Annotated in this window: 27 protein-coding genes, 1 tRNA gene and 3 pseudogenes; 17 read left to right on the plus strand and 14 right to left on the minus strand. The window is 64.9% G+C overall.

The features are described 5' to 3' along the window. The first annotated feature begins 6 nt into the window (after window positions 1-6). The 3 genes from ACQPZ2_RS22445 to ACQPZ2_RS22455 all read left to right on the plus strand — a co-directional run bounded on the left by ACQPZ2_RS22445 (window position 7) and on the right by ACQPZ2_RS22455 (window position 2,324). A complete protein-coding gene (locus tag ACQPZ2_RS22445; protein ID WP_433520240.1) occupies window positions 7-1,143 on the plus strand; it encodes an Mrp/NBP35 family ATP-binding protein in 1,137 nt (378 codons plus the stop codon). A 145-nt stretch (window positions 1,144-1,288) separates the two neighbouring features. After that, a complete protein-coding gene (locus ACQPZ2_RS22450) occupies window positions 1,289-1,678 on the plus strand; it encodes a hypothetical protein (protein WP_433520241.1) in 390 nt (129 codons plus the stop codon). Then, window positions 1,647-2,324 carry a nitroreductase family deazaflavin-dependent oxidoreductase gene (locus tag ACQPZ2_RS22455; protein ID WP_433520242.1) on the plus strand — a complete coding sequence of 226 codons (678 nt, stop codon included), beginning with the start codon at window positions 1,647-1,649 and terminating at the stop codon, window positions 2,322-2,324. The genes ACQPZ2_RS22450 and ACQPZ2_RS22455 overlap by 32 nt, the downstream gene beginning before the upstream one ends. Window positions 2,325-2,376: 52 nt before the next feature. Here the strand turns inward: ACQPZ2_RS22455 and ACQPZ2_RS22460 are convergent, their stop codons facing one another. Together ACQPZ2_RS22460 and ACQPZ2_RS22465 are read right to left on the minus strand one after the other, a co-directional pair. Next, window positions 2,377-2,688: a hypothetical protein gene (locus ACQPZ2_RS22460; protein ID WP_433520243.1), complete on the minus strand. Its 312-nt coding sequence runs from the start codon at window positions 2,686-2,688 to the stop codon at window positions 2,377-2,379. Next, a complete protein-coding gene (locus ACQPZ2_RS22465) occupies window positions 2,688-3,566 on the minus strand; it encodes an alpha/beta fold hydrolase (RefSeq protein ID WP_433520244.1) in 879 nt (292 codons plus the stop codon). The genes ACQPZ2_RS22460 and ACQPZ2_RS22465 overlap by 1 nt, the downstream gene beginning before the upstream one ends. 68 nt (window positions 3,567-3,634) lie before the next feature. Between ACQPZ2_RS22465 and ACQPZ2_RS22470 the strand changes: the two genes are divergently transcribed. Beyond that, the gene (locus ACQPZ2_RS22470) at window positions 3,635-4,258 is read left to right on the plus strand and encodes a winged helix-turn-helix transcriptional regulator (protein WP_433520245.1); all 624 of its coding nucleotides are present in this window, start codon (window positions 3,635-3,637) and stop codon (window positions 4,256-4,258) included. A gap of 29 nt (window positions 4,259-4,287) precedes the next feature. Here ACQPZ2_RS22470 and ACQPZ2_RS22475 read toward each other — a convergent pair whose 3' ends face one another. Next, a complete protein-coding gene (locus ACQPZ2_RS22475) occupies window positions 4,288-4,725 on the minus strand; it encodes a hypothetical protein (protein ID WP_433520246.1) in 438 nt (145 codons plus the stop codon). Between the two features lie 441 nt (window positions 4,726-5,166). Here ACQPZ2_RS22475 and ACQPZ2_RS22480 point away from each other — a divergent pair, with 441 nt between their 5' ends. Next, on the plus strand, window positions 5,167-6,447 hold the full coding sequence (locus ACQPZ2_RS22480) for an ATP-binding protein (protein WP_433520247.1): 1,281 nt from the start codon (window positions 5,167-5,169) through the stop codon (window positions 6,445-6,447). A gap of 62 nt (window positions 6,448-6,509) precedes the next feature. Here the strand turns inward: ACQPZ2_RS22480 and ACQPZ2_RS22485 are convergent. Both ACQPZ2_RS22485 and ACQPZ2_RS22490 read right to left on the minus strand, forming a co-directional pair. Further along, window positions 6,510-6,639: pseudogene (locus ACQPZ2_RS22485) on the minus strand (enoyl-CoA hydratase); the annotation flags it as partial. A 266-nt stretch (window positions 6,640-6,905) separates the two neighbouring features. After that, window positions 6,906-7,388, minus strand: coding sequence for a hypothetical protein (locus ACQPZ2_RS22490; RefSeq protein ID WP_433520248.1), 483 nt, complete (start codon window positions 7,386-7,388; stop codon window positions 6,906-6,908). A 255-nt stretch (window positions 7,389-7,643) separates the two neighbouring features. Here ACQPZ2_RS22490 and ACQPZ2_RS22495 point away from each other — a divergent pair, with 255 nt between their 5' ends. Continuing rightward, complete coding sequence (locus ACQPZ2_RS22495; RefSeq protein ID WP_433520249.1) at window positions 7,644-8,042, plus strand: hypothetical protein; 399 nt, start codon at window positions 7,644-7,646, stop codon at window positions 8,040-8,042. After that, window positions 8,042-9,076, plus strand: coding sequence for a protein kinase family protein (locus ACQPZ2_RS22500; protein WP_433520250.1), 1,035 nt, complete (start codon window positions 8,042-8,044; stop codon window positions 9,074-9,076). The genes ACQPZ2_RS22495 and ACQPZ2_RS22500 overlap by 1 nt, the downstream gene beginning before the upstream one ends. Window positions 9,077-9,353: 277 nt before the next feature. On the opposite strand, the gene ACQPZ2_RS22505 is transcribed toward ACQPZ2_RS22500, so the two are convergent. Together ACQPZ2_RS22505 and ACQPZ2_RS22510 are read right to left on the minus strand one after the other, a co-directional pair. Further along, window positions 9,354-9,665, minus strand: a complete 312-nt coding sequence (locus ACQPZ2_RS22505; RefSeq protein WP_433520251.1) for a TerD family protein — start codon at window positions 9,663-9,665, stop codon at window positions 9,354-9,356. Beyond that, a pseudogene (locus ACQPZ2_RS22510) lies at window positions 9,616-9,732 on the minus strand (TerD family protein); the annotation flags it as partial. The pseudogene ACQPZ2_RS22510 and the gene ACQPZ2_RS22505, both read right to left, overlap by 50 nt. Between ACQPZ2_RS22510 and ACQPZ2_RS22515 the strand changes: the two are divergent. Next, window positions 9,724-10,260 (plus strand): annotated as a pseudogene (locus ACQPZ2_RS22515) (TerD family protein); the annotation flags it as partial. The pseudogenes ACQPZ2_RS22510 and ACQPZ2_RS22515 sit on opposite strands and share 9 nt — an antisense overlap. Window positions 10,261-10,868: 608 nt before the next feature. After that, window positions 10,869-11,219, plus strand: a complete 351-nt coding sequence (locus tag ACQPZ2_RS22520) for a hypothetical protein (protein ID WP_433520252.1) — start codon at window positions 10,869-10,871, stop codon at window positions 11,217-11,219. Window positions 11,220-11,244: 25 nt separating this feature from the next. On the opposite strand, the gene ACQPZ2_RS22525 is transcribed toward ACQPZ2_RS22520, so the two are convergent. Continuing rightward, window positions 11,245-12,501, minus strand: a complete 1,257-nt coding sequence (locus ACQPZ2_RS22525; RefSeq protein ID WP_433520253.1) for a lipase family protein — start codon at window positions 12,499-12,501, stop codon at window positions 11,245-11,247. A gap of 521 nt (window positions 12,502-13,022) precedes the next feature. Here ACQPZ2_RS22525 and ACQPZ2_RS22530 point away from each other — a divergent pair. After that, window positions 13,023-14,543 carry an alpha/beta fold hydrolase gene (locus ACQPZ2_RS22530; protein WP_433520254.1) on the plus strand — a complete coding sequence of 507 codons (1,521 nt, stop codon included), beginning with the start codon at window positions 13,023-13,025 and terminating at the stop codon, window positions 14,541-14,543. A 722-nt stretch (window positions 14,544-15,265) separates the two neighbouring features. Here the strand turns inward: ACQPZ2_RS22530 and ACQPZ2_RS22535 are convergent. Beyond that, window positions 15,266-16,162 carry a LysR family transcriptional regulator gene (locus ACQPZ2_RS22535; protein ID WP_433520255.1) on the minus strand — a complete coding sequence of 299 codons (897 nt, stop codon included), beginning with the start codon at window positions 16,160-16,162 and terminating at the stop codon, window positions 15,266-15,268. An 85-nt stretch (window positions 16,163-16,247) separates the two neighbouring features. Between ACQPZ2_RS22535 and ACQPZ2_RS22540 the strand changes: the two genes are divergently transcribed. Next, the gene (locus ACQPZ2_RS22540) at window positions 16,248-17,108 is read left to right on the plus strand and encodes a PhzF family phenazine biosynthesis protein (RefSeq protein WP_433520256.1); all 861 of its coding nucleotides are present in this window, start codon (window positions 16,248-16,250) and stop codon (window positions 17,106-17,108) included. Window positions 17,109-17,237: 129 nt separating this feature from the next. Here ACQPZ2_RS22540 and ACQPZ2_RS22545 read toward each other — a convergent pair whose 3' ends face one another. Further along, the gene (locus ACQPZ2_RS22545; RefSeq protein WP_433520257.1) at window positions 17,238-17,681 is read right to left on the minus strand and encodes a hypothetical protein; all 444 of its coding nucleotides are present in this window, start codon (window positions 17,679-17,681) and stop codon (window positions 17,238-17,240) included. A 341-nt stretch (window positions 17,682-18,022) separates the two neighbouring features. After that, window positions 18,023-18,382 carry a hypothetical protein gene (locus tag ACQPZ2_RS22550; protein WP_433520258.1) on the minus strand — a complete coding sequence of 120 codons (360 nt, stop codon included), beginning with the start codon at window positions 18,380-18,382 and terminating at the stop codon, window positions 18,023-18,025. Window positions 18,383-18,541: 159 nt separating this feature from the next. Between ACQPZ2_RS22550 and ACQPZ2_RS22555 the strand changes: the two genes are divergently transcribed. The 3 genes from ACQPZ2_RS22555 to ACQPZ2_RS22565 all read left to right on the plus strand — a co-directional run bounded on the left by ACQPZ2_RS22555 (window position 18,542) and on the right by ACQPZ2_RS22565 (window position 22,090). Further along, window positions 18,542-19,318, plus strand: a complete 777-nt coding sequence (locus tag ACQPZ2_RS22555) for a hypothetical protein (RefSeq protein WP_433520259.1) — start codon at window positions 18,542-18,544, stop codon at window positions 19,316-19,318. 189 nt (window positions 19,319-19,507) lie between these two features. Beyond that, window positions 19,508-21,199, plus strand: coding sequence for a hypothetical protein (locus ACQPZ2_RS22560; protein WP_433520260.1), 1,692 nt, complete (start codon window positions 19,508-19,510; stop codon window positions 21,197-21,199). A gap of 690 nt (window positions 21,200-21,889) precedes the next feature. Beyond that, entirely contained in the window at window positions 21,890-22,090 is a 201-nt protein-coding gene (locus ACQPZ2_RS22565; RefSeq protein WP_433520261.1) for a hypothetical protein, read from the plus strand. Between the two features lie 75 nt (window positions 22,091-22,165). On the opposite strand, the gene ACQPZ2_RS22570 is transcribed toward ACQPZ2_RS22565, so the two are convergent. After that, window positions 22,166-22,250 (minus strand) — tRNA-Leu (locus tag ACQPZ2_RS22570). A gap of 155 nt (window positions 22,251-22,405) precedes the next feature. Here ACQPZ2_RS22570 and ACQPZ2_RS22575 point away from each other — a divergent pair. Then, window positions 22,406-22,762, plus strand: a complete 357-nt coding sequence (locus tag ACQPZ2_RS22575) for a winged helix-turn-helix transcriptional regulator (protein ID WP_063043951.1) — start codon at window positions 22,406-22,408, stop codon at window positions 22,760-22,762. Window positions 22,763-22,766: 4 nt separating this feature from the next. Here the strand turns inward: ACQPZ2_RS22575 and ACQPZ2_RS22580 are convergent, their stop codons facing one another. After that, window positions 22,767-22,928, minus strand: coding sequence for a hypothetical protein (locus tag ACQPZ2_RS22580; protein ID WP_433520262.1), 162 nt, complete (start codon window positions 22,926-22,928; stop codon window positions 22,767-22,769). Between the two features lie 29 nt (window positions 22,929-22,957). Then, window positions 22,958-23,641: a lysophospholipid acyltransferase family protein gene (locus ACQPZ2_RS22585; RefSeq protein WP_433520263.1), complete on the minus strand. Its 684-nt coding sequence runs from the start codon at window positions 23,639-23,641 to the stop codon at window positions 22,958-22,960. A gap of 171 nt (window positions 23,642-23,812) precedes the next feature. Between ACQPZ2_RS22585 and ACQPZ2_RS22590 the strand changes: the two genes are divergently transcribed. After that, window positions 23,813-25,174 carry a M20/M25/M40 family metallo-hydrolase gene (locus tag ACQPZ2_RS22590; protein WP_083897936.1) on the plus strand — a complete coding sequence of 454 codons (1,362 nt, stop codon included), beginning with the start codon at window positions 23,813-23,815 and terminating at the stop codon, window positions 25,172-25,174. An 18-nt stretch (window positions 25,175-25,192) separates the two neighbouring features. Further along, window positions 25,193-25,729, plus strand: coding sequence for a YbhB/YbcL family Raf kinase inhibitor-like protein (locus ACQPZ2_RS22595; protein ID WP_433520264.1), 537 nt, complete (start codon window positions 25,193-25,195; stop codon window positions 25,727-25,729). The last annotated feature ends 32 nt before the right edge of the window (window positions 25,730-25,761 follow it).

Genomic DNA, 25,761 nt, shown 5'->3' on the forward strand with positions numbered 1-25,761 from the left:
CGCGCTATGCCGTCCACATCGATCCAGCCACTGACCACCGAGCGAATCCTGCAGGCGTTGAGCCTGGTCGAGGATCCCGAAATCCACCGTCCCATTACCGAACTCGACATGGTCGGCGATCTCACCATCGACACCGACAACCGGGTGACCGTCGAGATCCGGCTCACTGTCGCGGCCTGCCCACTGCGTGACCGGATATCGCGCGAGGTCCGAGATGCCGTGCTCGACATTCCGGGCGCCGGCGCGGTCACCGTCGAATTCGGTGTCATGACCGACGAGCAGCGAACCATGTTGCGCAAGAAGGTGCGCGGCGACGAACCGACGATTCCCTTTGCTCGGCCCGGTTCGCTCACCCACGTCTATTGCGTCATATCAGGCAAGGGGGGCGTCGGAAAATCCAGTGTCACAGTCAATCTCGCTGTCGCCATGGCCGACCGCGGCCTCCGCGTCGGCGTCCTCGACGCGGATATCCACGGCCACTCCATCCCTGCCATGCTCGGCTTGGCGGCTCGTCCCACCCAGGTGGATCGCATGCTGATGCCACCCATCGCGAATGGGGTGAAGGTGATATCGATCGGTATGTTCGTCGAAGGCAACGAGCCCGTCGTCTGGCGCGGCCCGATGCTGCACCGCGCACTGCAGCAGTTCCTGGCCGACGTCTACTGGGGCGATCTCGACATCCTGCTGGTCGACCTGCCGCCCGGTACGGGCGATATCGCGATCTCGCTCGCACAACTCCTGCCCACCGCGGAACTGGTGGTCGTCACGACACCTCAGCAGACGGCGGCCCGGATCGCCGAACGAGCGGGCGCGGTAGCGGCGCAGACCAGACAACGGGTCGTCGGCGTCGTGGAGAATATGTCCTGGTTCGACGCGCCGGATGGCGCACGCCTGGCGCTCTTCGGCACGGGCGGTGGGGCCATGGTCGCCGAACGGCTCACCGAGATCCTCGGCGCAAGCTGTCCTCTGCTCGGCCAGATCCCGTTCGATCCGGCAGTGTGCACCACCGGCGACCTCGGCACCCCGATCGTGCAAGCCGATCCGAATACCGACGCGGCGAATGCTTTTCGCACGATAGCGATGTCGTTGGCCCACAGACCCCGCGATATTGTCGGTTTACGGCTGGCCATGGCGCCCAGCTGACAACACCGCGTGGCCAGCCGGTGGTCCTCCCGGCGCGCCCGCTATGAGACGCCCGCCAATTCGCGCTCCGGCCCATAGGTAGGGCGCCGCTCGTCGCGCGCCCGGTGTGGCGCGCGTCGCCGTACGCACCCAAGCCCATACGGCGATGTCGATCGGCGGCACGAAACTGCTGGGCAGGATCGTGGGCCTGATCGGGCCCGCGGGCGTGAACGAGATCAGCCTGGCCGCAGGGAGATTGCCCGATCCGGACGAGGTGGTTGTCGAGCATCACGCGGCACAGACATTCGGCCTGCACGCGGGCAGCCAGGTGCGCACCTTCGACGGTACGAGCTGGCATACCGTCACGGTGTCGGGCATCGCCTGGTCATCGGAGCACCTGTGGCCAGCCCGCAGCCGCCAGGAAGTGCTCGGCGACCCGCACGGCTTCGCGGTCGCGTTCTGCGCCCCAGAACGAGGTGACGCGCTTGTCCGGACGTCCCGGCCCCGATCAGACCCTCGTCGAAATGAATTCCGGGGCAACGGCATCCGAGCGTGACCAGGTCACCCGGCTGCTGTGCGACACCGGGGCCCTCGACGTGCAGACCAGGGCCGATCAGCCCTCCAACGCGGCCCTGCACGAGGATCTCAGTGGCTTCTCCGAACTCGCGATCGCCTTCCCCGCGCTGTTCCTCGTGGCCGCGGCTGTCGCGGAATACGTGTTGATCACCAGGCTCGTGCTCGCCGAGCGGCGCCCTGCGCGCGGCGGGCGTGCCCGTGCGCAGGCGACCCGATGGGTGGTCCGAGCACCGATAATCCGCTACCGGGTCGGCCTCGGATTCCTGTTCGGATCGCGGCTGTTGATGTTGGAGCACACAGGACGACGGACCGGCGTTCGCCGATACGTCACCTTGGAGGTGGTCGATCATCCCGAATCCGCTACGTACGTTGTGGTCTCCGGATTCGGCGTCGGCGCCCAGTGGTACCGCAATATCACCGCGAACCCGCATGTGCGGATCTCCATCGGATTCCGCCGCAAGGTGTCCGCGATCGCGACACCGATGACAGCCGATGAATCCGCGCTGGCGCTCGAACGCTACATCGACCATCATCCCAAGGCGTGGACCATGTTGCGCGGCGCTATCGAAGCGGCCACGGGCACACCGGTGAATACCCTCCCGATGGTTCGACTGGTCACCGGATAGCTTGTGCCCCTAGCCACGGCATCGGCGTTCGGTGCATTCGAGATCACCTGCTTCACAATGCGTGACCGAACCGCTCGAGCTTCGCCGCACCAGTGCTGTCGACCATGGCTCCTACCGCGCTGGTGGCGGCGAATCCGAGGATCCCGACCAGCAGTGCCGGTCGTCGTCCGTGGCGATCCGAGAGGCTTCCTGCCGCTGGCACCAATGCGCTGAACGCGAGGTTGTAGCTGTTGCAGTCCAAGGGGTGCCTGCGTGGAGTTCGCCCGCAATGCTGGGGCAGCGCGACATTGACGATCGTGACGTCGAGGTTGATGGCGAGCACCGCGACATAGACCGATACAAGGATCCCTGCCTTGCGGCCCATCAGAGTTGCTTCGACCGCCAGTCGCGGATCGCGGCCGCGAACTTCTCAGGTGCGTCGGACTGTACGAAGTGGCCACCGCCGTCGACGATCACGGTGTGATGATCGGAGAACAGCTGCTCCCATCGCCGACGCTCGTTATCCCCGAACACGACGTCGGCGTTGCCCCAGATGATGAGCGTCGGGAGTGACGCGAGGGTGGGAAGGTTGGCTTCGATATCGGCGAGAAGGGCGCGGCTGGCGGTAATACGCCGAGGCAGCACGGCGGTCGCTTCGCGCCGATCGGGCGTGGCGAGCGCCTTGCGGTAGTGGCCCATCTCCTCGGCGGTCGGCTTCCGCAACCGGTGCCCGATGGGAATCGTCGCATTGACGAACAGGTTGAGTTGCCTGATCAGCAGGCGCCCCACTGGGCCGCCCATCACGTGAGATGCGATGTGCGCCTTCGGATCACCATTCATCGGCCAGCCCCACGTGTTGGTCAGCACCAGACGCTCGAATACGGCGGGCCGCTGCCCGACGGTGGCGAGGCCGATGGGGCCGCCCCAATCGTGAGCCACGAGAGTGACCTCGCTCAATGCCAGGGCATCCACGAAGGAAGTGACGACTTGGATGTGTTCCTCGGGCAGATAGCGATAGTCCGGTCGGGCCGAGGACAGGCCGAAGCCGGGGTAGTCGACTGCGATGCAACGGAATTCGTCTCGCAAGGTGCGAATCACGTCGCGATAGACAAATGACCAGGTCGGGTTGCCGTGCAGGAATAGCAGTGTGGGCCCCGAACCTTCGTCGACGTAGTGGATCGTGTGCCCGTCGATGGTGACGAACCTGCTCTGGAACGGGAACAGCTCATCGTCGACCCATGCCGGTCTTTCCGTTTTGGTCATGACTACACCTCACTTCGCGACTAAACTTGATATAGTCACGTGAACTTTAGAAAGTCAAGTAGGTGGAGATGAGTCGAAGTTACGGCCAGTACTGCGGTCTTGCCCGGGCGCTCGATGTGGTGGGCGACCGGTGGAATCTGCTCATCGTCCGCCAGCTCCTGGTGGCCCCCGCCCGCTACCGCGAACTGCTCGATGGACTCCCTGGCGTGGCCACCAATCTCCTCACCGACCGGCTGCGCGACCTCGAGGCCGCCGACGTCGTCGAACGACGGCTGGCCGAAGAGGGCAACGCTGTGACCTATGCACTCACCGAATGGGGTGCCCAGTTGCGGGAGCCGATCGAAGGGCTCATCCGATGGTCGACACCGCTGATGGTGCGTGGCTCCGTCGGCGACCGCTTCCGCCCCGAGTGGCTCGCCGTGGCTCTGCCCGCGCTGCTGGCCAGCAGGGTGAAGGCAGATCGGTCGTCGACGGTCGGCGTTGCGATCGACGGACAGCTGTTTCAGGTGCGGGCGATCGGGTCGGGCCTGGATGTCAGCCCGCACGATGGTCGAGTTCTCGATGCTGTCGTGCGCGCGGAGGCCGCGATCGTTCTTGGTCTGGCGGCAGGCATGCTCGACCTCGACGACGTCCGTGCGCTCATCGACATCGAAGGTGACGAGACAGCCCTGCGCGCCGTCTTCGGTGCGTGACAATTCGTATCCATCGGCACCGTCGCGGGCTATCCGGTTGCGGCGGTGTGCTTTTCGGCTGTATTGGCGCTGAACTGGTCGGTGAACCAGTCGCCCGCGAGGTCGGCGACCACCGACAGCGCGCCGGGTTCGGGGAACAGGTGCGTGGCTCCGGGCACGACGGCGAACTTCGCCTGGCCAGGCATCGCGGCTTGGGCGCGCCGACTCGATTCCAGACCGACGTGATCGTCTGCGCCCACGATGCACAGGGTCGGCGCGCGAACCGCGCCCAGCGCGATGCTGGCCGAATCGAGTCGATCACCGCAGCGACGACTCGCGCGCTCCCTGCTCACCGAATGAGCCGTGACGAAATCCGCCAACTGGTGGATGCCCTGGGTCGGCTCCTGGCGATTCTGCGGGCCGCCGAGCCCGGCGACAAACTGGAGATTTACCGAGAACTCGGACTGAAACTGACCTACAACCATCACGACCACACAGTTACAGCCGAGACAAACTTACGGCCACACGTTGGCGTACTGTCTGTGTCCAGAGGGGGAGCTGACCCATCTTCCCAACCTGGTGTATTCCTCTGACCTGCAACTTCCTTGACGCCGACAGCACTGTCGGCGTGCGAAGCCGGATTGGCCGCCCCGAGATGTGAGCAGTTCGCGTTCAGGTGGTGTTACGTCGAGTGGTTCGGCAGCGTGGTCGCGAACGACTCGGCGCCGCCGGGGCGGGGAGCAGCCGATCACCCAGCTCCGTCGTGCCAGTGGTTTGCTGCTGACGGCGGCATCGTTGCCACCGCTCGCACAGGCACCGATCCGCCTGTCCGGCGGAGTTCAGAGAATGGCTTGCTCACAGGTGCTGTAGGTGTTTACTGGGAGGAGCGCTTCGGTCCACCCACCCTTCGATGGCGGTTGGAGGTGTGTATGCCGGTATGGCGACTGCGCGAATTTCGCGACGCTGATCTGGATCAGGCGATTCAGATCTGGGAGCAGAGCCGCATGACGACCGTAGATGAGCCGGTGTTCGCGTTGGCGGAGGTGTTGGCGTCGGCGCGGGCGGGGCAGCCCGCGGTGGTGGCCGAGGTGGGCGAGGAGATCGTCGGCATGGCGGTCGCGCAGATCAAGGGCGAGCGTGCGTGGGTTCTGCTGGTGGCGCTGGGGGCGCAGTGGCGGCGGCGAGGTATCGGTAGTGCGTTGCTGACCGAATTGGAGCGGCGGCTGCGCGCGGATGGCGTGCGGCGGATCTGCGCGCTCGTTCCCGAGGGCGCCACCGGGTCGGTAGCGTTCGAGAATTCCGGATACGCACGCAGGACCGGTCTCATCTACTACGAACTGGTCGAACCGCTCGCACCCGCGCAGGCCGGTTTGCTGTCCGAGCTGGGCGGGCGGCTGCTGCCACCCGGATTGTGGCAGTCGATGGCGGGGATGGATCGGGAGAAGGAGATCATAGAACGGCGGATCGTATTGCCGTTGGCGAACCCGGATGTCGCTGAGCGTTATCGGGTTCGGCCGCCCAAGAGCGTGATTCTGTTCGGGCCGCCGGGGACCGGTAAGACCAGCTTTGCGAAAGCGGTCGCCTCACGGCTCGGGTGGCCATTCGTGGAGTTGTTCCCGTCTCGGCTGGCCGCGACGGCGAGTGGTGGGCTCGCGGCGTCACTGCGTGAGGTGTTCGCGGATTTGGGTGAACTCGACGAAGTGCTTTTGTTCATCGATGAGGTGGAGGAGATCGCCGGTACGCGTGCGGGAACGGCGACCAGTCCGGCGCATGGTGTGACGAACGAACTGCTCAAGCTGATTCCGGTTTTCCGGGAGGACTACAGCCGCTTGCTGATCTGCGCCACCAACTCGGTCCGCTCGCTGGATTCGGCGTTCCTGCGGCCGGGCCGCTTCGACTACGTGATACCGGTCGGTCCGCCCGATGAGCCCGCGCGCAAAGCGATCTGGGAGCGCTACCTCGGCCCCGCAGCCGAATCCATCGACCTCGACCACCTGGTGCGCGCCACGGCGCACTTCACCCCCGCGGACATCGAGTACGCCGCCCGTGCCGGGGCCCAGTCGGCGTTCGAACGCGCGATGCGCGAGGAAACGACCGAACCCGCCGACGTCGATGACTATCTGGTCGCCGTCGCCAACACCCGCCAGACGCTGACACCGGAGATTCTGACAGCGTTCGAGCAGGACCAGGCGAACTACACTCGACTGTGAGATCCAGCCCGCCCCGACATTCGCTTCACTGACGATCCATTCAATTTCGCCGCGATGTCGTGCACCCTCCTCAGCGTCGATGCGGCCGGTCAGGACCAGGTCCATCGCCTTGGCCTTGCTGACTACACAGGTGAGTTGCTGTGAGCCGCCCGTGCCTGGGACGACGCCGAGCTTGCTCTCGGGCCAGCAGAACTGTCCGGTTGGCTTCGATCCGGCACCGCAGCGCCGCCCGGGTCAGCGTGAAATACCAGAGCAGCTACCTGCTGCTGCGGGAGCGTGCCGCCGCCCCCGGCGGACTACCGGTGCCTGCGAACTGCCATGGCGCAGTGGGTGATTGATCGTCGGCGCGTGCTGGCGTTCGTGTCCGCTGTCATGACGCTTTCGGGCACTCGCCGCGTGTGTTGGTGCCGACCGGTTCGCCCGCGTGTTTTGATGTCCGAGAGCCCGGTGAAACGGCGTCACCGACTCCGTTCAGCGGCGCCGAATTCGTCTCGGAGCCACCACGCCGATTCAGCCGCGACCCGCAGTGACAGATCAGGCCCGCTGGCCATACGCACCACGACGTAACGCAACTCCCGGGGCGGGTAACCTGCCAGCACTGCTTTCCCAACCATGACGCCGGTAATGCGATCGCGGGAAAGCTCGCCGCAGGATGCGCCCGGCCGCCAGCCCCTTCGGGCCGCGAAGAACAACACCCGCTGGGACGTCACCGCGACAATGAACGCCAGGCGAAGTCGCAGTCCCTGCGATCGACCCGCCGCTCGTGCCCGCTGGCGCCGGTTCAGTACTCGCAACAATGTAACGACAGGCCAGACGATGTAGTAGCCACCCCCGTCACCCCAGTTCGACACCGTTGCCGAGAGCATTGTCAGCAGTTGTTCGCCTGGCTCCAAGGCTGACTCGACGGCGCGCTGAGCGTCCGGCTCATTCCTGCGGGACATGGTGTGATGATCTCAGACGAACCGGGTTCGGTTGCGGGCTTTGGTGATTCCGGCCACGCCCCGCGGCAGCCGAAGCGAGAGCATATCGATGGGTCGGTGCGGCTGGATCGATGATGAGACACCGAATGAGGCGGACACCTCTCGCATACGCGAACACAGCACCGGAAATCGGCTAGTTTCCGGATGTTCTGCGTCGCAGTCCATCTCGGCGGGCAGACCGCTCGCCCAGCGGTAATACAGGATGTTCTCGCTCAGATGAAGGCTGCCTGGTTGTCCTACGAAACCAAAAGCAACCCAAACGATTTGGAGAACACCGACTGCGAATGCTCCGGCCTACGTAAACGGCTACGACTGCATCCCGTAAGCGATCACACGCCGACCGGTTCGGTCAGTGCGATCAGCGGCTATGAGCGTGTATTCGACTTAGGCTTTAGTCAGCGTGCACCGTTCGCCGGCGTCCAGGCGGTTGTGGCCTCGACACAGTCGACCATGTGGCTGATTATCGACCTCGGCCTGCGCCCGGTCCGCATCGGCGGACTCGACCACGCCGGGGACGTCGACCACGTCTTGGCGCTGTGGGCGTCGCTGGCATTGTTCGGGGGAAGTGCCGGGCGAACATCACCTTCACCGTCCTGGAGCGCTAGTACAGTCTGATGTCCATGTCGTCCCTGTGCTCCGAAACGCGCCTTGCCGCATATGGTTCCGTCGCGACGTCCTTGGCTCTGCTCAGCGATCGCGCGCTGCAGCAGGCCCTGGACGCCGCGGAGCCGGTCGGATCGGGCATCGGCGGGAAGTCGGTGTTGTTGGAGGTCGCCGGGGGGCCGGTGTTCGTCAAGCGGGTACCGCTGACAGACTTGGAACTGCGGCCGGAGAACGTCCATTCCACGGCCAATCTCTTCGAGCTGCCGATGTTTTGCCACTACGGTATCGGCGGCCCGGGGTTCGGAGCGTGGCGCGAACTCGCCGCGCATGCCATGACCACCAACTGGGCGCTCGCGGGCGAGTTCGCGGGCTTCCCATTGATGTACCACTGGCGGGTGCTGCCGGATACGACGCCGCTGCCCGAGGAGCTGGCCGATGTCGATCGGGTCGTCGACTACTGGGAAGGCGGGGCGCAGGTCCGGCGGCGCCTCGAGGAGCAGCGCTCGTCCTCGGCGAGCATCGCGCTGTTCCTGGAATACATCCCGCGTAACCTGTTCGGCTGGCTCGGTGAGCAGCTCCGGGCCGGCAGTGAGGCCGCCGACCGCGCGTTGGCAATGGCGGATCGGGACCTGGCGGCAGGTATCGCGTTCATGAACGCCAACGGCCTGCTGCATTTCGACGCCCACTTTCAGAATCTCCTCACCGACGGCGAGCGCCTCTACTTCGCGGACTACGGACTGGCGATCTCCTCCCGGTTCGAACTGGCGAAGGACGAGCTCGCCTTCTTCGAGCGGCACCGGAACTACGACCGCTGCTACGCCGCCATGTACACGGGGCAGTGGCTGGTGACCGAGCTCTTCGGTCCCGGGCGCGATCAGCGCGAGTCCCGCCTGCGTGCGTACGCGTCAGGCCAGGCGCCAACCGGGATCCCGGAGACCGCCGCGGCGATCCTCACCCGCGACGCGCCCGTCGCCGTCGCAATGACGGACTTCTTCAATCTGCTCCGCTACGAGACCAGGCGAGCGCCGTACCCGGCAGGGCTCTGATCCGGTCGGCGGATCGACTCCACCCGGTTCCGGCGAGCCGGGCGGACGGACCTCGAACCGGATGCCCCGGGCTGCATGATCGCCCCCAAGGGCGCTAACCCGGGCGCTGGAGGTCAGACAGATGAAGACGTCACTCACGCGACGCGTGGGTCTCGGGCCAGACATCGACCACCTCTGAATGCGCGGTAATCGATTGCCGACCTGAACCACCATTCAGCGGAATCTCCAACTACCGCTTGATAAAGGGGCAATCCACAGTCCTATTGACAACGATATTTCACAGGTAGGGCCCGATTTGGTTGACGGCTTCCAGTGGGTGTGCGGCTTGGATGGGTTGGCCGAGGGATTGTAGTTTCCAGGTGCCGTGCCCGCGGTGGAGTTCGGCGACGAGCATGCCGGTGTGGGGGCCGCCGCTGCAGAGGTTGGCGCGGGTGAGTTCGGTGTTGGTGGCGCCGTCGACCAGGCGCCAGAAGGCGTTGCGGACTCGTTCGAAGGCGGCCCTCGACGATCTGGCGATCAGCGAAATTCGATCGGCAGGGTTAGATGTTGACGCCGTAGTCGCGGGCGATCCCGGCGAGGCCGGAGGCATAGCCCTGTCCGATGGCCCGGAATTTCCATTCCGTTCCGTGGCGGTAAAGCTCACCGAACACCATGGTGTCGCGCTCACCCACATCCGGATGGGGTTGGGCTGGGACCCGGCGAAGAAGGGCGGACTCTTCGGTCGCCGCGCCATCGAGATCGATCTCGACGCCTGGGTCGCGATGTTCGCCGGAGCCGATCTGACCGACGTCGCCTACTACGGGCAACTCACCTCCAAGGACGGTTCGATCCGCCACCACGGCGACAACCTCACCGGCGCGGGTGAAGGCGACGACGAAACCATCCTCGTCGACCTCACCCGCGTACCAACGCACGTCACCACGCTGTTGTTCGTCGTCACCTCCTACCAAGGGCAAACCTTCGAACAGGTCACCAACGCGTTCTGTCGCTTGGTCGACGACACCACCGGCGCCGAACTCGCCCGCTACCGTCTCACCGGCGCAATGCCGTACACCGCCCTGGCGATGGCGAAAGTCTTTCGCGCAGGAGCGGATTGGAAAATGCAAGCCATCGGTGAAGGCTTCCATGCCAGACACCCCGGCGAGGCGGCACCCCAACTCGGCCGCTTCGTCATCCCTGGCTGACCGAGTTGCGGCGCGAACACCAACCGGAGTGCATCGCAACGTCTTACACTCATCATCATGCTGGATTCGTTGTTCACCGGTATCGGGATCGCGGCGCTGCTGGCAGTCCTCGGTGCCGCATACATGGCGTTCCTTCTCCTACGCGGCCGCAAGAAGTGACAACCCCACGCCACCGAACCAACTAGATGAGCAATCATGTTGGCGCACAATACATTTCGGTAACGGCGGACAGGGGATTACGAGGCATGCCCATCCGACCGGTCAAGTCTGATGTGAATACTCGCCATCAACACTCGATATCGGGCGAGTTGAAACTGCATCCATCTCGCCCGACCCGGATGAACCCGGATGGCGGCTGAATCCCGGTCGGCGGATGATTTCTCCGGATCCGGCCGAATCTTGTTGCGGCCGCTAACCATCGGCAATTTCGCGTAGATAGTCCCGTATCCGCCGTCCCCGGAGGGCAACTGGCGCTGCGCACGAACTGTGGCGTGGACTGAGTGCTGCCGTGGATGTGGGAGTTCGCCGCAGCCGTGGTGCGGGTTTGTCCGGTCTGGGTGATGATGTCGGGGGTGTGCGGCGGTGCCGCCGCTTGGTGGAGGTAATCGGTGGACAAACTGGATCGATCCGGCTCGGGGGAGCAGGGAGGGTCGACAGCCCGGCAGGCGCTGCGACAGTTACAGGAACAGTTGCGTAGAACCGAGCGGCTACTCGATCTCGCCGAGGAGCAGCAACCCTCACCGGTGTTGACGCGGATCGTGCAGTCGAGGTGGCCGGTGGCGGCGGCGGTCGTGGCCGCGGTCGCGCTGCAGGTCTGCCTGCCGAACAGTTTCGCCCCGGGGCATCGGCTGGTGCCCGGTCTCGAACTGGTTCTGCTCGCAGCCCTGGTGGCTGCCCAATATCGACTCCCGCAGCCGCACCGGAGTCGCCGGACACGCTCTGCGATTGGTGGTCGGTGAGGATTTCGCTGATGAGATCCACGACCTACTGCACCACACACCCCGGGGCTTGTGGGGCGCCGGCGAAGCGGTCGGCGAGGAAGTTCATGCCGCCGAAGGCTTCGCCCGCGGCGGCTCCGATGTGCGTCGGGAACAGCGAGTGGATCGCGGTGAGGGTGGCGCCCTGAGCGCAGTAGGTATCGATGAGGGCGGTGTAGCCGGCGACGGGGATCTTCTCGTCGGCGACGCTGTGGTACAGGTACAGCGGGGTGTCGGGGGTGGTACGGCCGAGTTCATTGGGCATGGCGGCGTTGCGGAAAGCGGGCTGCGCCAACAGATTCGGCACGGCGGCCAAGTCGTCGACGTGGATGTCGGAGTATTCCTGAGCCAGATCCGACCCGCAGGAGGAGGTGTCCGCGGCGAGCAGCGCGCGGCGGCCCCGGTCGTTCAGCAAGTCGGCCAACCGGGAGTCGGGTTCATTGCGGGCCAGCCCGAGCAGAATCAGTATCGCCCCCACGGCGCCGTCGGCGCGTTGTGCCACGGCCGGGATATCGGTGGGGATTCCGCCGGCGCTGGTGCCGACGAACCGCACGTCTGGTGCATATTCCTGACGCAACTGCGTGGCCCACAGGGTGGCGAAGGCTCCGGCCGAGTATCCCCAGGCGCCGATCGGGCTCGCAGCATCGATGCCGGCCGGCTGGAAGGACCGTGCGGCCCGGATTCCGTCCAGGACTCCACGCCCGGATGTCACGCCGTCGAAGAGCCGGGACTGCGGCCCTTCGTAATCGCTGACCACGACGGCCCATCCCCGCAGCAGTGCGTCCGCGATGAACGGCGCATCCTGCATGGCGCTCGCCATGTTGCTGTCGCTTCCGCCGCGCAGCGTGGCCGACGGCGCGCACCGGGTGTCCAGACTGTTCTCGGGTACCTGGTACGACAACACCGGCCGCGGCCCGTTCCAGGGCACCGGCGGCACCAGCACCGTGGTCACATCCAGCTGCGGATGCTCTTCGGAATCAGTTGTGCGATAACGCAATTGCCACGCCGCCACAGGTATCGGCAGACCGAGCAGTGGGATCGTCCGGGCCCCGAGCACCGCGCCGTTCGGATGTGACGCGAGATCGGAGGGTGCGGCATAGAAGGGATCGTCACCAGGGGACAGCACCGCGGCTCGCGCGACCGGCATAGACAACGCTGCCGCCAGCATGATCATGGCGAGCGTGAGGGGCGCAAACCATCGCAGACCGATCCGCCACCACATCACTGGTTGCCAGGGCGCGCCGTCGACCGGCAGTCCAGGCACACCGGTAGCTGAACACGTTGTGCGGCAAGCATTTTCCCGATATGTCGACAACAGATGCCCGGATTCCATCACGCCTCCCGCGTCCAACTATCCGACGCGCAGGCACTCTGGGCCCGCACCAACCGGTCACTCCACTGAGAGTTTGGATCACGGTAGCATAACGATTTCATATCTACAGTTATAAAGTTTTCAACAAATGTTGCGGCCGCCCAGAAAGCAGAAAAAAGCTCTCCTGGACCGAGCCGATACGGGTGTTTGCTCGCGATATTGCAGGCAATTTCTTGGCATTCGACGCAATCGCAACCAGTCTGTGATTTGTACACGTCGACTCGCCTCGCAAAACCTGACGTCGGAGGCGCAACACCGATCTGACCGAGGAGAGCGTGGGTGAGGCTCGGGGAAATCACTGCCTCGCCGAGCCGGTTTCAGCAAACGGCAGTATGGTGCTCGTTCGAGACCCCGAAAATGGCTGTGCGGCGGAATCAGGGATGCGTACACGGAGGTCGCGGACAGGAGATGCGATGCCGACAACATGGATTCGATGGCTCGTTGTCGGGGTCATATCGGCAGCTGCATTCGCCACCTTGCCCGTGGGACCGGCGAGCGCCGATCCGGTCGATGACATCCCCGGTGGGCTGGAGTCGTTCTATCACCAGCAGCTGGACTGGAAGCCGTGTAACGACGCGGCGCTCGACGGCGCGGGGGCTCAGTGCGCGGGCGTTGTCGTACCGCTCGACTACAACCGACCGGACTCGCGCACGCTGACCGTAGCGATCTCGCGTATCCCGGCCACCGACCCGGAACTCAGACGCGGGATCATGCTGTCCAACCCCGGCGGTCCCGGCGGTCCGGGCCTGAGCATGATCGCTGACCTGCGGGATCGGCTGACAACGGATGTCCGTGCCCGCTACGACCTGATCGGCATGGACCCGCGTGGTATCGGCCGATCGGACCGAATGAGTTGTGCGCTGCCGCTGCCCACCATGTTGTTCTCGGCTGGCTTCGACTCCTTCGGCTATGCGCGCGACGCCACCCTGGCCGCCGCGCTCGCGGCATCCTGCGTAGTACCCGATCCTGAGAAGGCCCGGTTCATCACCACCCGCAATACCGCACGAGATATGGATGTCATCCGCGGCGCATTCGGTGAACGCGGGCTCAACTACTACGGCGACTCCTACGGCACCTACCTGGGCGCGGTGTACACGCAGATGTTCCCTCAGCACAGTGACCGCATCGTGCTGGACAGCGCCATCGACCCGGACCGCTACTGGATCGGCACCTACCAGGACATGGGCGCCGTCAACGAGGCCGGGCTCGACGACTGGGCGAACTGGGCCGCCCGCCACGACACCGACTACCACTTCGGCAGCAGCGGACCGCAGGTCCGAGCCTTCGTCGAGGACATGATCCGACGTGCCGCCGCCCATCCGGTCATCGGCAACGGCTATCTCATCGACGAACACACCGTGCCGATGATGCTGCTGTCGCTGTTGTCCAATCCGAAGAAGAACACCAACCTCGCCGAGCTCGTGCGGACCGTATCCGACGCAGTGTCCGGGCTGCCCATCGACATGGAGCAGCTGAAAGCGAAGATCAACGGTCCCGTTCCGCTGGATGCCTCGGGCATGGCCGCGGTCCTGTGCGGCGACAAGGCCGCACCCCGAGATCTGGCCTGGTATCGCCGCAATATCGAAAGTGTCCGGGCGACCCAACCGGTGTTCGGTGCGTTCGCCAACAACATCACCGCCTGCGCGTTCTGGCCGGACCCTATCGAGCCACCCACCGCCGTGCACAACCCGACACCAGCCCTGATCCTGCAGGCAACCCGCGACACCCGCACCGCCTACCAGCAAGGCCTTGCACTACACCAGGACCTGACCGCGTCACGAATGGTCACACTGGCAGACACCCGCGTTCACGGCGTCCTCGGCTCCGACATAAGCCACTGCGCCACCGACACCGTCAACACCTACTTCCGGGACGGCACCCTCCCCGATACCGACCTCACCTGCCAACGCGACCGCAACAATCTCCCCGACTAATCGCCCGCAGTGCCCAGCGGCACGATCCACTCGACAAGCGCCGCACTACCACCGCGGCAGACGACTTCACCACAGTTGCGCAGCCTTCGCGAGCGCCGGACCGGTCATACCCAGCTCATCTCGCCGTTCACGGCAGATGGATGGCGACGATCTCCCACTTGGCGGCCACGGACGAGACAGGTGGTGGCATCAGCGACCTTTCTTCCAGCCCGGCGAGCTCACTGCAGGTACAAAGCCGACGTCTACCAGCACCTCAACCTGCAGATGACCTACCACCCCGCCAAACGAACCGTGCGGGTCGAGACATCTCTCGACCCCGCACGGTTGGGGTTATGGATCGTGTCCGGAGGGGGAGCTGACCCATGTCCCCAACCTGGTATATGCCGCTGACCTGCAGCTTTCTTGAATGTCGTGGGTTGTGGGGTCCGGGACAGCGGAACTGATTCGCATCACAACCCGGACGAGATCGTTCAGTTGAGAATAGTGGTCCACGAATGTGGACTTGGTCATCGCCTTGGCTCGCCTGGCTTCACGGACCGCAACACAGCGCCTATCTGCGTGGCCTCTAAGTCAGTTGCAGTTGGACGGTGTCTCCCGGAACCACGCTGTTGGGGACTTTGCCGAAAGGGGTGTGCATCATGCGCGGAGCGCATCAGCGTCAACGTTTGCTGCGCCACGTGCGGTCGGCGACGAACTCTGGGAAACGAATAGGTTGGGGCACTTCACATTTGACGCTGCGGTCGCCGACCCGGCGCAAGCAGCTTCGTTGCACCGCGCCGGATTTCCTCGATCACCGCGTCGAGTGCACGGCCGGTCGATCGGCGGCGGTGACGGACCAGCAGCAATCCGGGTTCGACGATCGCCGGCCCGGCGAAACGAGCCAGCCGCCGCTCGTCGACGGCGAAATCGGGCAGTACGGCCAGTCCGAGTCCGGCGGCGACGCAGGCCCGGGTGGCCTCGATACTGCCCAGCCGAGTCGTGCGAACCACTGCCGCACTGTCCCGCAGGCACCGAGCGACCTCGTCGCTGTAGGTGCAGCCCTCTTCGAGAAGGAACCATCGCTGCTTGGCCAACTCCGCCCACGATCGCGCTGTCACCGATTGACGCTGATCGGTAACGAATGCGAGCTCAAGGGTGCCCAGCTGATCGACAACGAGATCGGGTACCTCGAGCGACGGCTCGAGAATCAACGCAAGCGCATACCGGCCGGCACGCAGCGCGTGGGTCGCGTCGGTCGTGCCCGCCGGGGACAGCGTGACCTCGACTCCAGGATGACGCCGTTGCAACGCCGCGATCACTGCCGGAAGCAGGTGCCCGCACAAGGATTCCGGTGCCACTATGCCGACCGTTCCCTCGATCGGGCCACGCACATCCGGATCGGTGCGCAACGCTGCTTCGGCATCGAGGACCAGAGACGCTTTCTCCAGGGTCCGCCGCCCCGCGTCGGTCAGCGTCGCGCCGACCGGCAACCGATCGAGCAGCCGCAGCCCGAGCTCGGCCTCGAGCGCCTTGATGTGTGCGGTCACCGTCGACTGGGCCAGGTGTAGTTCGACCGCGGTCGCAGTGAAGCTGCCGGTCCTCGCGAGTGCGACGAACGTGGCGAGCACACGAGTGTCCATACTTCCGATGCTATCGAATTTTCCGATGGAGTTAATCAAAATACATCGTTAGACTCGATCGCTGTGCGGTGCGAGCATGGGACATATGAGCACCGAAGTACTGCGCTACACCGCATTCAGTATCGATCCGGCCGGCGGCAACCCCGCCGGGGTCGTCCTCGACGGGACCGGACTCGACGACTCCGAGATGCAGCGAACCGCCGAGAAAGTCGGCTATTCGGAAACGGCCTTCCTGAACCACACACACGACCGGCACTACCGGGTGCGCTATTTCAGCCCACTCGCAGAGGTCGATTTCTGCGGGCATGCCACCGTCGCGACCGCGGTGGCACTCACCGAACGCATCGGCCCCGGCACACTGAATTTCCGAACCAATATCGGCGATATCGTCGTCGAAACCAGTACCGCGGACGATCGCCCGACGGCGACATTGACCAGCGTCGCAACGCATTCCAGGGCGGCGACCGCGACCGAGATCTCCGACACGCTGGCAGCGCTCGGCTGGGACCCAACCGATCTCGATCCGGCCTTTCCACCCCGGGTTGCCTATGCCGGCAACGACCATCTGATGCTGGCCGCCGCATCCCGCGAACGCCTCGCCGCCCTGGACTACGACTTCGACGCCCTCGGTGCAGTCATGCGCGAAGCCGGATGGACGACGGTGCACCTGTTCTGGCACGAGGACGATCGCCACTTCCAGGCCCGCAATCCCTTCCCCATCGGCGGAGTCGTCGAGGACGCCGCAACCGGTGCCGCAGCGGCGGCCTTCGGCGGATACCTCCGCGACATCGGTCACGCCGATTCGGGCCGAATCACCATCACCCAGGGCGTCGATATGGGGCGGCCGAGCCAGCTGCTGGTCGACCTCGATCCAGCCGCAACCGGCATTCGGGTCACCGGAAACGCAGTGCGGATCGAGCGCGGCGGCGGGTCGACCCCGACCTGACCCGCGACGCCTGATCCGCTGGCGCGCGGCCGCGACGCCGAGCGCAGGCATGCCAACGCTGCTCACAATGTCCGGGTATCGCCCTCGGTACGCATAACGCAGTTGGTGGCCCGCACCCCTGGCGCGCGGCTAAGGCACCAGCAGATACCACTCCGCGAACGGGCCCTGGATCGGCCAAGTGTCGGCCATGATCTTGGCCGGACCCATCCCCACCCACAGGTCCACGGTCACGGTGTCGCCCGGCGCCGCATCGGTGCGCACATACACATCTTGCGCCCGCGCACCCGCTGAGCCCACCCATCCCAGCATCACGTGATTGCCGCACGGCCCGCGCTGATAACCCAGTGGTGTCACGTGGGCCAGCACGTGGCCGGGCAGATGCGGTGCGGCCTCCACCGCCACGCCGATCGTCCCAGCACAGAAATTCGCATCCCCGAAGGTGTAGAGCGTGGTGCCGAACGGCGCCCATTGCGGTAGCGGATCCGCCTGCGCCGGCGTCGCCTGTATTCCACACATCAACGCACCGATCCCTGCCGACACCACGACCCCCGCCGCTGCTCGCCGCACTGTCATCAGTCGATGTCCTTCCCACATAACAACACTCGCAGCCGTACTACCCGCTCCAGCAATATAGCCCGGACGGATCCGTATGGCATCGCGGCGTATGGCCGAAAGTCGTTCCGCCAGTGAGGATATCGAACCAGCTCGACCACATGGGAGTTTCAAGCTTTCTCGTAGGCGCGGGGAGCAGGGCATTATCTCGCCGAGATCCCTTGGGCGGTATTAGTTCTGCCCCATTCCGGCGGCGTCGACGGAGAATGGACTCGGCAAATAAGGCCGCCAACCTAGAGGGACTGAGGGGCCGGAGTATTGATTGCCGATTGCGGCGATGAGGTAGACGTCCAGTGTCTCGCTCAGATGACCTCGCCGAGTTGGTAGTCGTCGCCGCGGGTATCGCGGTGTATTCGTTCCGGCCCGCTGGTTGGGCTGTAATCGGCGTTGATTACAACAACTTTCAGCTGCTGGTCGAAAGTGCCGAGGTATCGGCCGTAGTGAGGGAGTGGAATCAGGTATTGGCTGCCGAGTAGCCGACCGGCACCTGGGTTGTCGAAGGAGTCGAGCGCGGCGGCGTAATGGTTGCGGTCCTCGGCGAGGATGGCTTCGACACTGTCGAATAGTTCGTCGAATCTGTCGGCTAGCTGGGCGCGGGAGTCGTCGAACGGGAGTGTGAAGCTGAGGAAGTCGTTGGCGAAGCGGTCACGATGGCGGCGCACCTGGTCTGTCCATTGCTGTCCCCCTTCGGTCTGGTAGAGCTGGTCGAGCCAGTGCCGAGGGTTTGTTCGTCGAGGTGGCGCTGTCGTTCGCGGTGCGGATGCCCATCGTGAGTTCGGTGGGTTCGCGCTCGTAGACACCGTCAGCCCACCCGTCAGCACTTGCACGTCGGCGGCCGTAATGGGGGCGTGGACTACGACGTCGGAGGGTTGACGGGTGTCGGTGCGGTTGATTCGACCGAATCGCTGGATCAATGCTTCCAAAGGTGCCCGGAGGTGTACAGGGCATCGAAGGAGACGTCGAGGGACACCTCGACAACCTACGTCGGACAAGTAATCCCGGCAGATGCGGTTGGCCCGGTGCCGTATTCGGGATTCGATCGCGGCCGTGTCCATCGGCGCGAGGACACCATCACCGCATCGGTTGATCGTTGGCTGGCCACCCTGTTCGATCGCACCCATCCCGATCACACCGTGGCTGCTCTGCTTGGCGCCCAGAACGATGACGACCGCGACACGCAGCGGGCACTGCTTCGGCGGCGTATCGCCGACGCGGAGGCCCGGCTCGGACGTTACCTTGCCGCCATCGAGGCGGGTGTGGACCCGCAGGCCCTGGTCTCGGCGATGAACGCGGCACATACAGACAAAGCGGCAGATCGAGCAGAACTACACAATCTGCCCTACACGCCCCAGTTGACTGAGACAGAGATCCGGAAGCTCATCGACTTACTCGGCGATATTTCAGCCGTCCTCGCCGCAGTGCCCGACCTGACAAGGCAAACCTCTACCAGGCCCTACAACTTCACATACAGTTTCGGCCCCGACAACAGCTTGCTGTTGTCGGGGCCGACCTCGGGTTCAGCACTGGTGTCGGGAGGGGGTATCGACCATTACGCCAACCTGCTGCAACACCGAAATCTGCTGGTCATCGGCAAATAGTGGTGGCGTGACGGTTCCGCCCTTCTCGAAGCCAGCCCAGATGCTCGGTGATCTCCTCGTTCAATGCCGTCTCCAGGACGGTCTTGGTGAACTGTTTCAACAGTCCCTTCTGAGCCCGCGACTGCCACCAATTCTGGGTGCTCGGGCACCGGCGTGGTTGCATGTGGGGGCGTACGAGATGGAGGGCGTATGGGATACGACTGCACGTTGCACCTGGTGGACGAGGACGCGATCAGGGAGCAGTTCGTGCCCCGCTTGCTCGGGAGTTCGACCGAGCCGACCGCATTGGATCGAGTGCATCCGAAAGCAGCGGACATGTGGCGGCAGGTACGCGAGCTGCTGCTCGGGACGGATGGGCACGCGGCGGCGGAGGCCGTGTCGGTGGCAGCGGTCATGTTCAGCGCCTCGATGCTGCCGTACCGCTACGAGCGGGGGCTGGCGCTGAGCCTGGCATTCGAAGCGGGACGGGTGTTTCCGGACGCGGTGTTCGACCCGAAGGTCGAGTACACGCCGGACGCGCTGTTCGCCGATGTGGTTGCGGCGCATCCGCAGGTGCGGGGACGGTTCTCCTCGGGCTGGTTCGGCGGGAACTATACGACGGGGCTATATGTGCCCGCCGAACATGTCGCCGAGGTGCTGGCCTGGGTGCAGGAGCAGCTCGCGCCGTTGCCGAAGGGTACCCAGCGGAACTACCGAGGGATCGTGGCGACGCTGCGCGCGGCGGTGGATCGCAAGCTCGGATACTGGGAGGCAACGGATCTCGCGGTGCCCGCGGCGGGTGAGTTCCCCGGCGATCCGGAACTGATGTGGGCGCAGTACCTCGGCAACGACGGCACGACTGCCGCAGCGGTGGAGACGGCACCCGCATCGCCCATCGCGAGTGTGCTCGACGACATTGTCGACGGCTTCCTGATGTCGCACAGCGACGGCAAGTCACCGCAGGTGGAACTGTGGGATCTCGAGTCGTGGCCGCCGCGATTGGCGTTGCAGCGCAACGAATTCTGGGTCGCGGCCGCACGGGCCTCCGAGGGCGGGTGGCTGGCATACTCCACCGTCGACACCAAGGCACGCCCGCGCGTGTTCGGGCCGATCCTGGTGGACGGCGACACGGATGCACCGCGGGTACTACCGGCCAAGGGACCGGACGGGGCCGACCTGTATTCCCACGAGTGCTACTTCCTCGGCACGCGCCCCGTGGTGTTGCACGAGGTGAAGAGGCACCTGCTGAGATTCGGCGGCATGCAGCTCGGCGACCCGCTGCCCGGCCCGCTGTGGCTCACGGAATCCGGTGCCTGGGAACAGATTCCGGGCATCACACCGGGCACTGTGGTGAAGAGTTCACTCGGCGACGCCGCCCGCCCGGTCACCGGGGCCGCGCGACTGGCTGACGGTAGCACCGTCCTGATCTGGGACGGCAACGGCTACGAACTCGACCCCGCAGGCACCGGCTGCGTGCGCACCTTCGAGATGGCCGCACAACGCTCCTTCGTCGACTTCACCTCGGCGCCCGCGGGCACCGACGGATTCTTCTACCAGTCCGGCCGCGACCTGCACGAGATCCATCGAGGCGGCACGCCAATCCGGCACGCCGAAGCCTGGACCAACGTCATGGACGTCCGCCCGGGCCCGGACGACAGCCTCCTACTCAAATTCGGCGGCAACGACGAAGGCAACGTCGGCGCCCTCTACTTCCCGAACGACCGTACCCATATCCCCCTCCCCCCAGAAATGTTCGACGACAAATCCAGCTACTCGGCCCTTTACTGGAGCCGATCGACCAACCGAATAGTCGCCATCGGCGGCGGTTTCGTCGCCGTTGCGGTAGAAACCGTACTGTCACAACCGAGATCGGCGGTACCCGAACTTCCCGACGAGGACTAGGGCTGTGTCGAAGTGTTCTGGGAAAGCTGTTGTCTGCGTTGGCGTGTCAGGCGTGCAAATTGCGGGAGGTCTCCGGTATTCGGGTCAGCGACCAAGCATGACCTTTGAATGGCGGCGGGTTTCCGGTGTGGCGAGGTAGGCCGCGGCGGGTCGGCTCCGGGTGCGCCGCTGGTAGATCTCGACGGCTTCTCGCAGCTTGGTCACGGCAGTGGCCGTGTCGCTGAGGCCGACTCGGCATCGGGCTCGCCCCTTCTTGCGTGTGAGCCTGTTCGAGTTGGCTGTGGACTCGCATGCGCCACCGGCGAGCGTGTCGGGCACGTGGCCGAGATCTTCATCTGGTCGGTCCTACGACGCCACCTGAACACATCCAGGCGTACGGACGGAAGATGCAGGGCGACTGGTGCCACAGGGCAGCCTTCTATCGGTGCCGTTACCCACAGGAATACGCCATCGCCAACAGCCTCGAACACCCACCAACGTCTTCGTGAAAGAAGACGTGCTCATCGACCCACCGACAACTGGCTCGCAGAGGTATTCGAACCCGACACCGTCGAATACACGCTGACCAAGCTGGAGGCCGCGCAACCCGATATGGCGGCGACATCGGAGCCACTACGCCGATAGATCGCCGAATGCGACCGCAAACTCGCCAGACATCGCGCCGCTCTCGAGGCCGGTGCGGACCCGGCGATGGTCGCCGCGTGGAGCAGCGACGTGCACCGCGAACGGGCGGTCCTGGCCGCTCAACTCACCACAGCCCGCGTCGTCCCTGCGCAACGAATGAGCCGTGACGAAATCCGTCAACTGGTGGATGCACTCGGTGGACTGCTGGCGATTCTGCGACCCGCCGACCCGGCGACAAACTGGAAGTTTACCGAGAACTCGGACTGAAACTCACCTACAACCACCACGACCACACGGTCACGGCCGAGAAGAACCCACGGCCACGGGTTGGCGCACTGTCTGTGTCCGGAGGGGGACTTGAACCCCCACGCCCGATAAAGGGCACTAGCACCTCAAGCTAGCGCGTCTGCCATTCCGCCACCCGGACCGGTGTGCTCAGCAAGGTTATCGGATGTGGCGGCGTTGACCAAATCGCGGGTTTAGCTGGCAATTGTCGGTGTTGCGCGGTCGCTTGCCCGAGCCTGCGACGAGTACCTACTATTTGATCCAGTACTTACCGATGCGTATGTGGGACAGGTAGCGATGGGTGCCAAGAGATCCGGACCGTACTTCTGCGGCATCGACGCGGCGATGGATGTGGTGGGCGGGAAGTGGAAGGCGCTGATCCTGTGGGAGCTGGCGAATCACGGCGTGCGCCGCTTCGGTGAACTGCGCAAGGGTCTGCCCGGCGTCTCGGAGAAGATGCTGATCCAGCAGTTGCGGGAGCTGGAGGAGGACGGCATCGTGGATCGTGAGATCTATCGCGAGGTGCCGCCGAAGGTCGAGTATCGGCTGACCGAATTGGGCATCGCCCTCAATGCGGCGCTGGAACCGCTGGGCGCGTGGGGCCGCGACCGCATCGACCGGATCGGCGCCGGGCGCGTCCACCTGCCCACGTGAGAGCTCATCCCAGGATCGGCAGCGTCCGTTCCTCGGCCAGCCTCGACAATGCCTCCTGCATGATCCCGGTGACGTACTCGTAGCCGCGATCCACATCCAGCTCGGGCCCCAATATCTCGTGCAGGTCGATCGGCGGCAGGAATTCGACGGTCACTTTCGTGGGCAATGGGATATGCCCCGCGAGGTCGCTGATATTCAGCCCCCCGGCAGCGCCAGCGAAATCGGGAACACTTTCAACCGCAGTGTCCGATCCAGCCGTAGCAGCCGCGCTATCCGGTCGCCGCGGGTGAGCATGAGGGCGTTCTGCTGGGCGCCGTAGTTCACGAACGGCACGATCGGCACGTGTTCGTCCCAGGCCAGTCGGAGGAATCCGGTGCGTCCGGCGAAATCGAGCCGGTCCTCCTCCCAGGTCGGGCGGTGCACCTCCCAGTCGCCGCCGGGATAGACCAGCACTGCCGCGCCACTGCGCAGCGCGGCCTTGGCGCTGTCGGGATCGGCTGCCAACGTGCCGAAGCGGGACAGGAACGAGCCGAGGATCGGCACGGCCATCACCAGATTGTGGGCGAGTTGGTAGAAGGGCCGCTCGGGTCCGAAATAGTGCGCGAACGCGAGGGTGGTCACGAGCGCCTCGGGCGAGACATTGCCGCCGGAGTGGTTGCCGACCAACAATATCGGCCCGTCATCGGGTATCTGCTCCATTCCGCGCACGTCAGCGCGGAAGTACGCGCGGGCCAGCTGCCACGACGGTTCGACGGCGCAGGCGATGAAGGCCGGATCCCGGTCGCTCATATCCGCCTTGGGAACCCGCGCTCGCACCTGCCGCGCGACCCAGTCGGTCGCGCTGTCGATGGGCGGTAATGGCAGATTCGGGAACTTCATCGGCAGGGCTTTCCGGTCAAGGCTTCAACCGAGACATACCCCGCAATATCGCGACCACACCGCACCCGCGATTGCGATCAGCGTGAATCGACCCGCGATTGCGCACCTCGCGATCATGGCGGGTACCGCCATGGCACCCTGCGGGCGGTGTCAGGTGGTAGGAAAGGGTACGTGTCTGCAACTGGCGAAGTATCCGGTCCGAACACCACATCTCGTGCCGTGTCCGAGGTGGTCGAATTGGTCAGTACGCTGATCCGGTTCGACACTTCCAACACCGGGGATCTGGCCACCACCAAGGGCGAGCGCGAATGTGCGCAGTGGGTGGCCGATCAATTGCATCAGGCAGGGTACACAACCGAGTACGTGGAGTCGGGCGCGCCGTGTCGCGGAAATGTATTCGCGCGGTTGAAGGGAGCCGATTCGAGCCGCGGCGCGCTGCTGATCCACGGACATCTGGATGTGGTGCCCGCCGAGGCCGCGGACTGGAGTGTGCACCCGTTCTCGGGTGCGGTGCGCGACGGCTATGTGTGGGGGCGCGGCGCGATCGATATGAAAGATATGGTCGGCATGATGCTGGCCATCGCGCGCCAGTTCAAGATCGAGGGGACGGTGCCGCCGCGCGATATCGTCTTCGCCTTCCTCGCCGATGAGGAGAACGGCGGCAAGTGGGGTTCGCAGTGGCTGGTGCAGAATCGGCCCGACCTGTTCGACGGGATCACCGAGGCCGTGGGGGAGGTCGGCGGCTTCTCGCTGACCGTGCCGCGCCCGGACGGCACCGACCGTCGGTTGTACCTGGTGGAGACCGCTGAGAAGGGGCTCGGCTGGATGCGGTTGCGGGCCAAGGCCCGTGCCGGTCACGGTTCGTTCCTGCACGAGGACAATGCCGTCACGATTCTGGCCGCCGCGGTGGCGCGTCTGGGCAAACATACCTTCCCCCTGGTGCTTTCGGATTCGGTCGCCGAATTCCTGGCCGCGGTCGCCGAGGAGACCGGCTTGGAGTTCGATCCGTCGAGTCCTGATATCGAGGGTCAGCTCGCGAAGTTGGGCACGATTTCCCGCATCATCGGCGCGACACTGCGCGATACCGCGAATCCGACCATGCTGCAGGCGGGATACAAGGCGAATGTGATCCCGCAGACCGCGGAGGCGGTCGTCGATTGTCGCGTGGTGCCGGGGCGGCAGGCCGCGTTCGAGCGTGAGGTGGACGAGCTGATCGGCCCGGATGTCGAGCGCGAGTGGATCACCAAACTCGACTCCTACGAAACGACATTCGACGGACATCTCGTCGACGCGATGAACGCCGCCATTCTCGCCCACGACCCGCAGGGCCGGACCGTGCCCTATATGCTCTCCGGCGGCACCGACGCAAAGGCCTTCGCCCGCTTGGGTATTCGCTGCTTCGGATTCGCACCGCTGCAGCTGCCACCGGAATTGGACTTCACGGCACTGTTCCACGGTGTCGACGAGCGGGTTCCGGTGCAGGCACTCGAATTCGGCACCCGGGTGCTGGAACACTTCCTGTTGAACAGCTGACGATCGAAAGGATCCACCGTGCCCGACTACTCTTACAACCCGTACGACGCGCTGCCCGAGGTGCCCAGCTTCACGGTGACCTCGGAGGATGTCGCCGATGGCGAGAGCTTCGGCAACGATCAGGTCAGCGGCGTCTTCGGCGCGGGCGGCAAGGATGTCTCGCCGCAGCTGTCCTGGTCCGGATTCCCTGCGGAGACAAAGAGTTTCGCGGTCACCGTCTACGATCCGGATGCGCCGACCGCCGCCGGTTTCTGGCACTGGGCGGTGGCCAACATTCCGGGGAGCACCACCTCGCTGCCACGCGGAGCCGGTAGTGAGGGCAGTGTCCTGCCCGAGGGTGCGGTCACATTGCGCAATGACGGCGCGTTCCCGGGATACGTCGGTGCGGCGCCACCGGCCGGACACGGGTACCACCGCTACTTCATCGTCGTGCATGCGGTGGATGTGGAGCGGTTGGAGATCGACGAGAACGGCACGCCTGCCTTCCTCGGCTTCAACCTGTTCTCGCACACCGTGGCCCGCGCCACCATCGTCGCAAAGTACGAGGTCGCCTAGCATTTGCCGGGAAAACGACGGTGGCCCTGAGC

Source organism: Nocardia pseudovaccinii (assembly GCF_050942345.1).
GTDB lineage: Bacteria > Actinomycetota > Actinomycetes > Mycobacteriales > Mycobacteriaceae > Nocardia > Nocardia pseudovaccinii.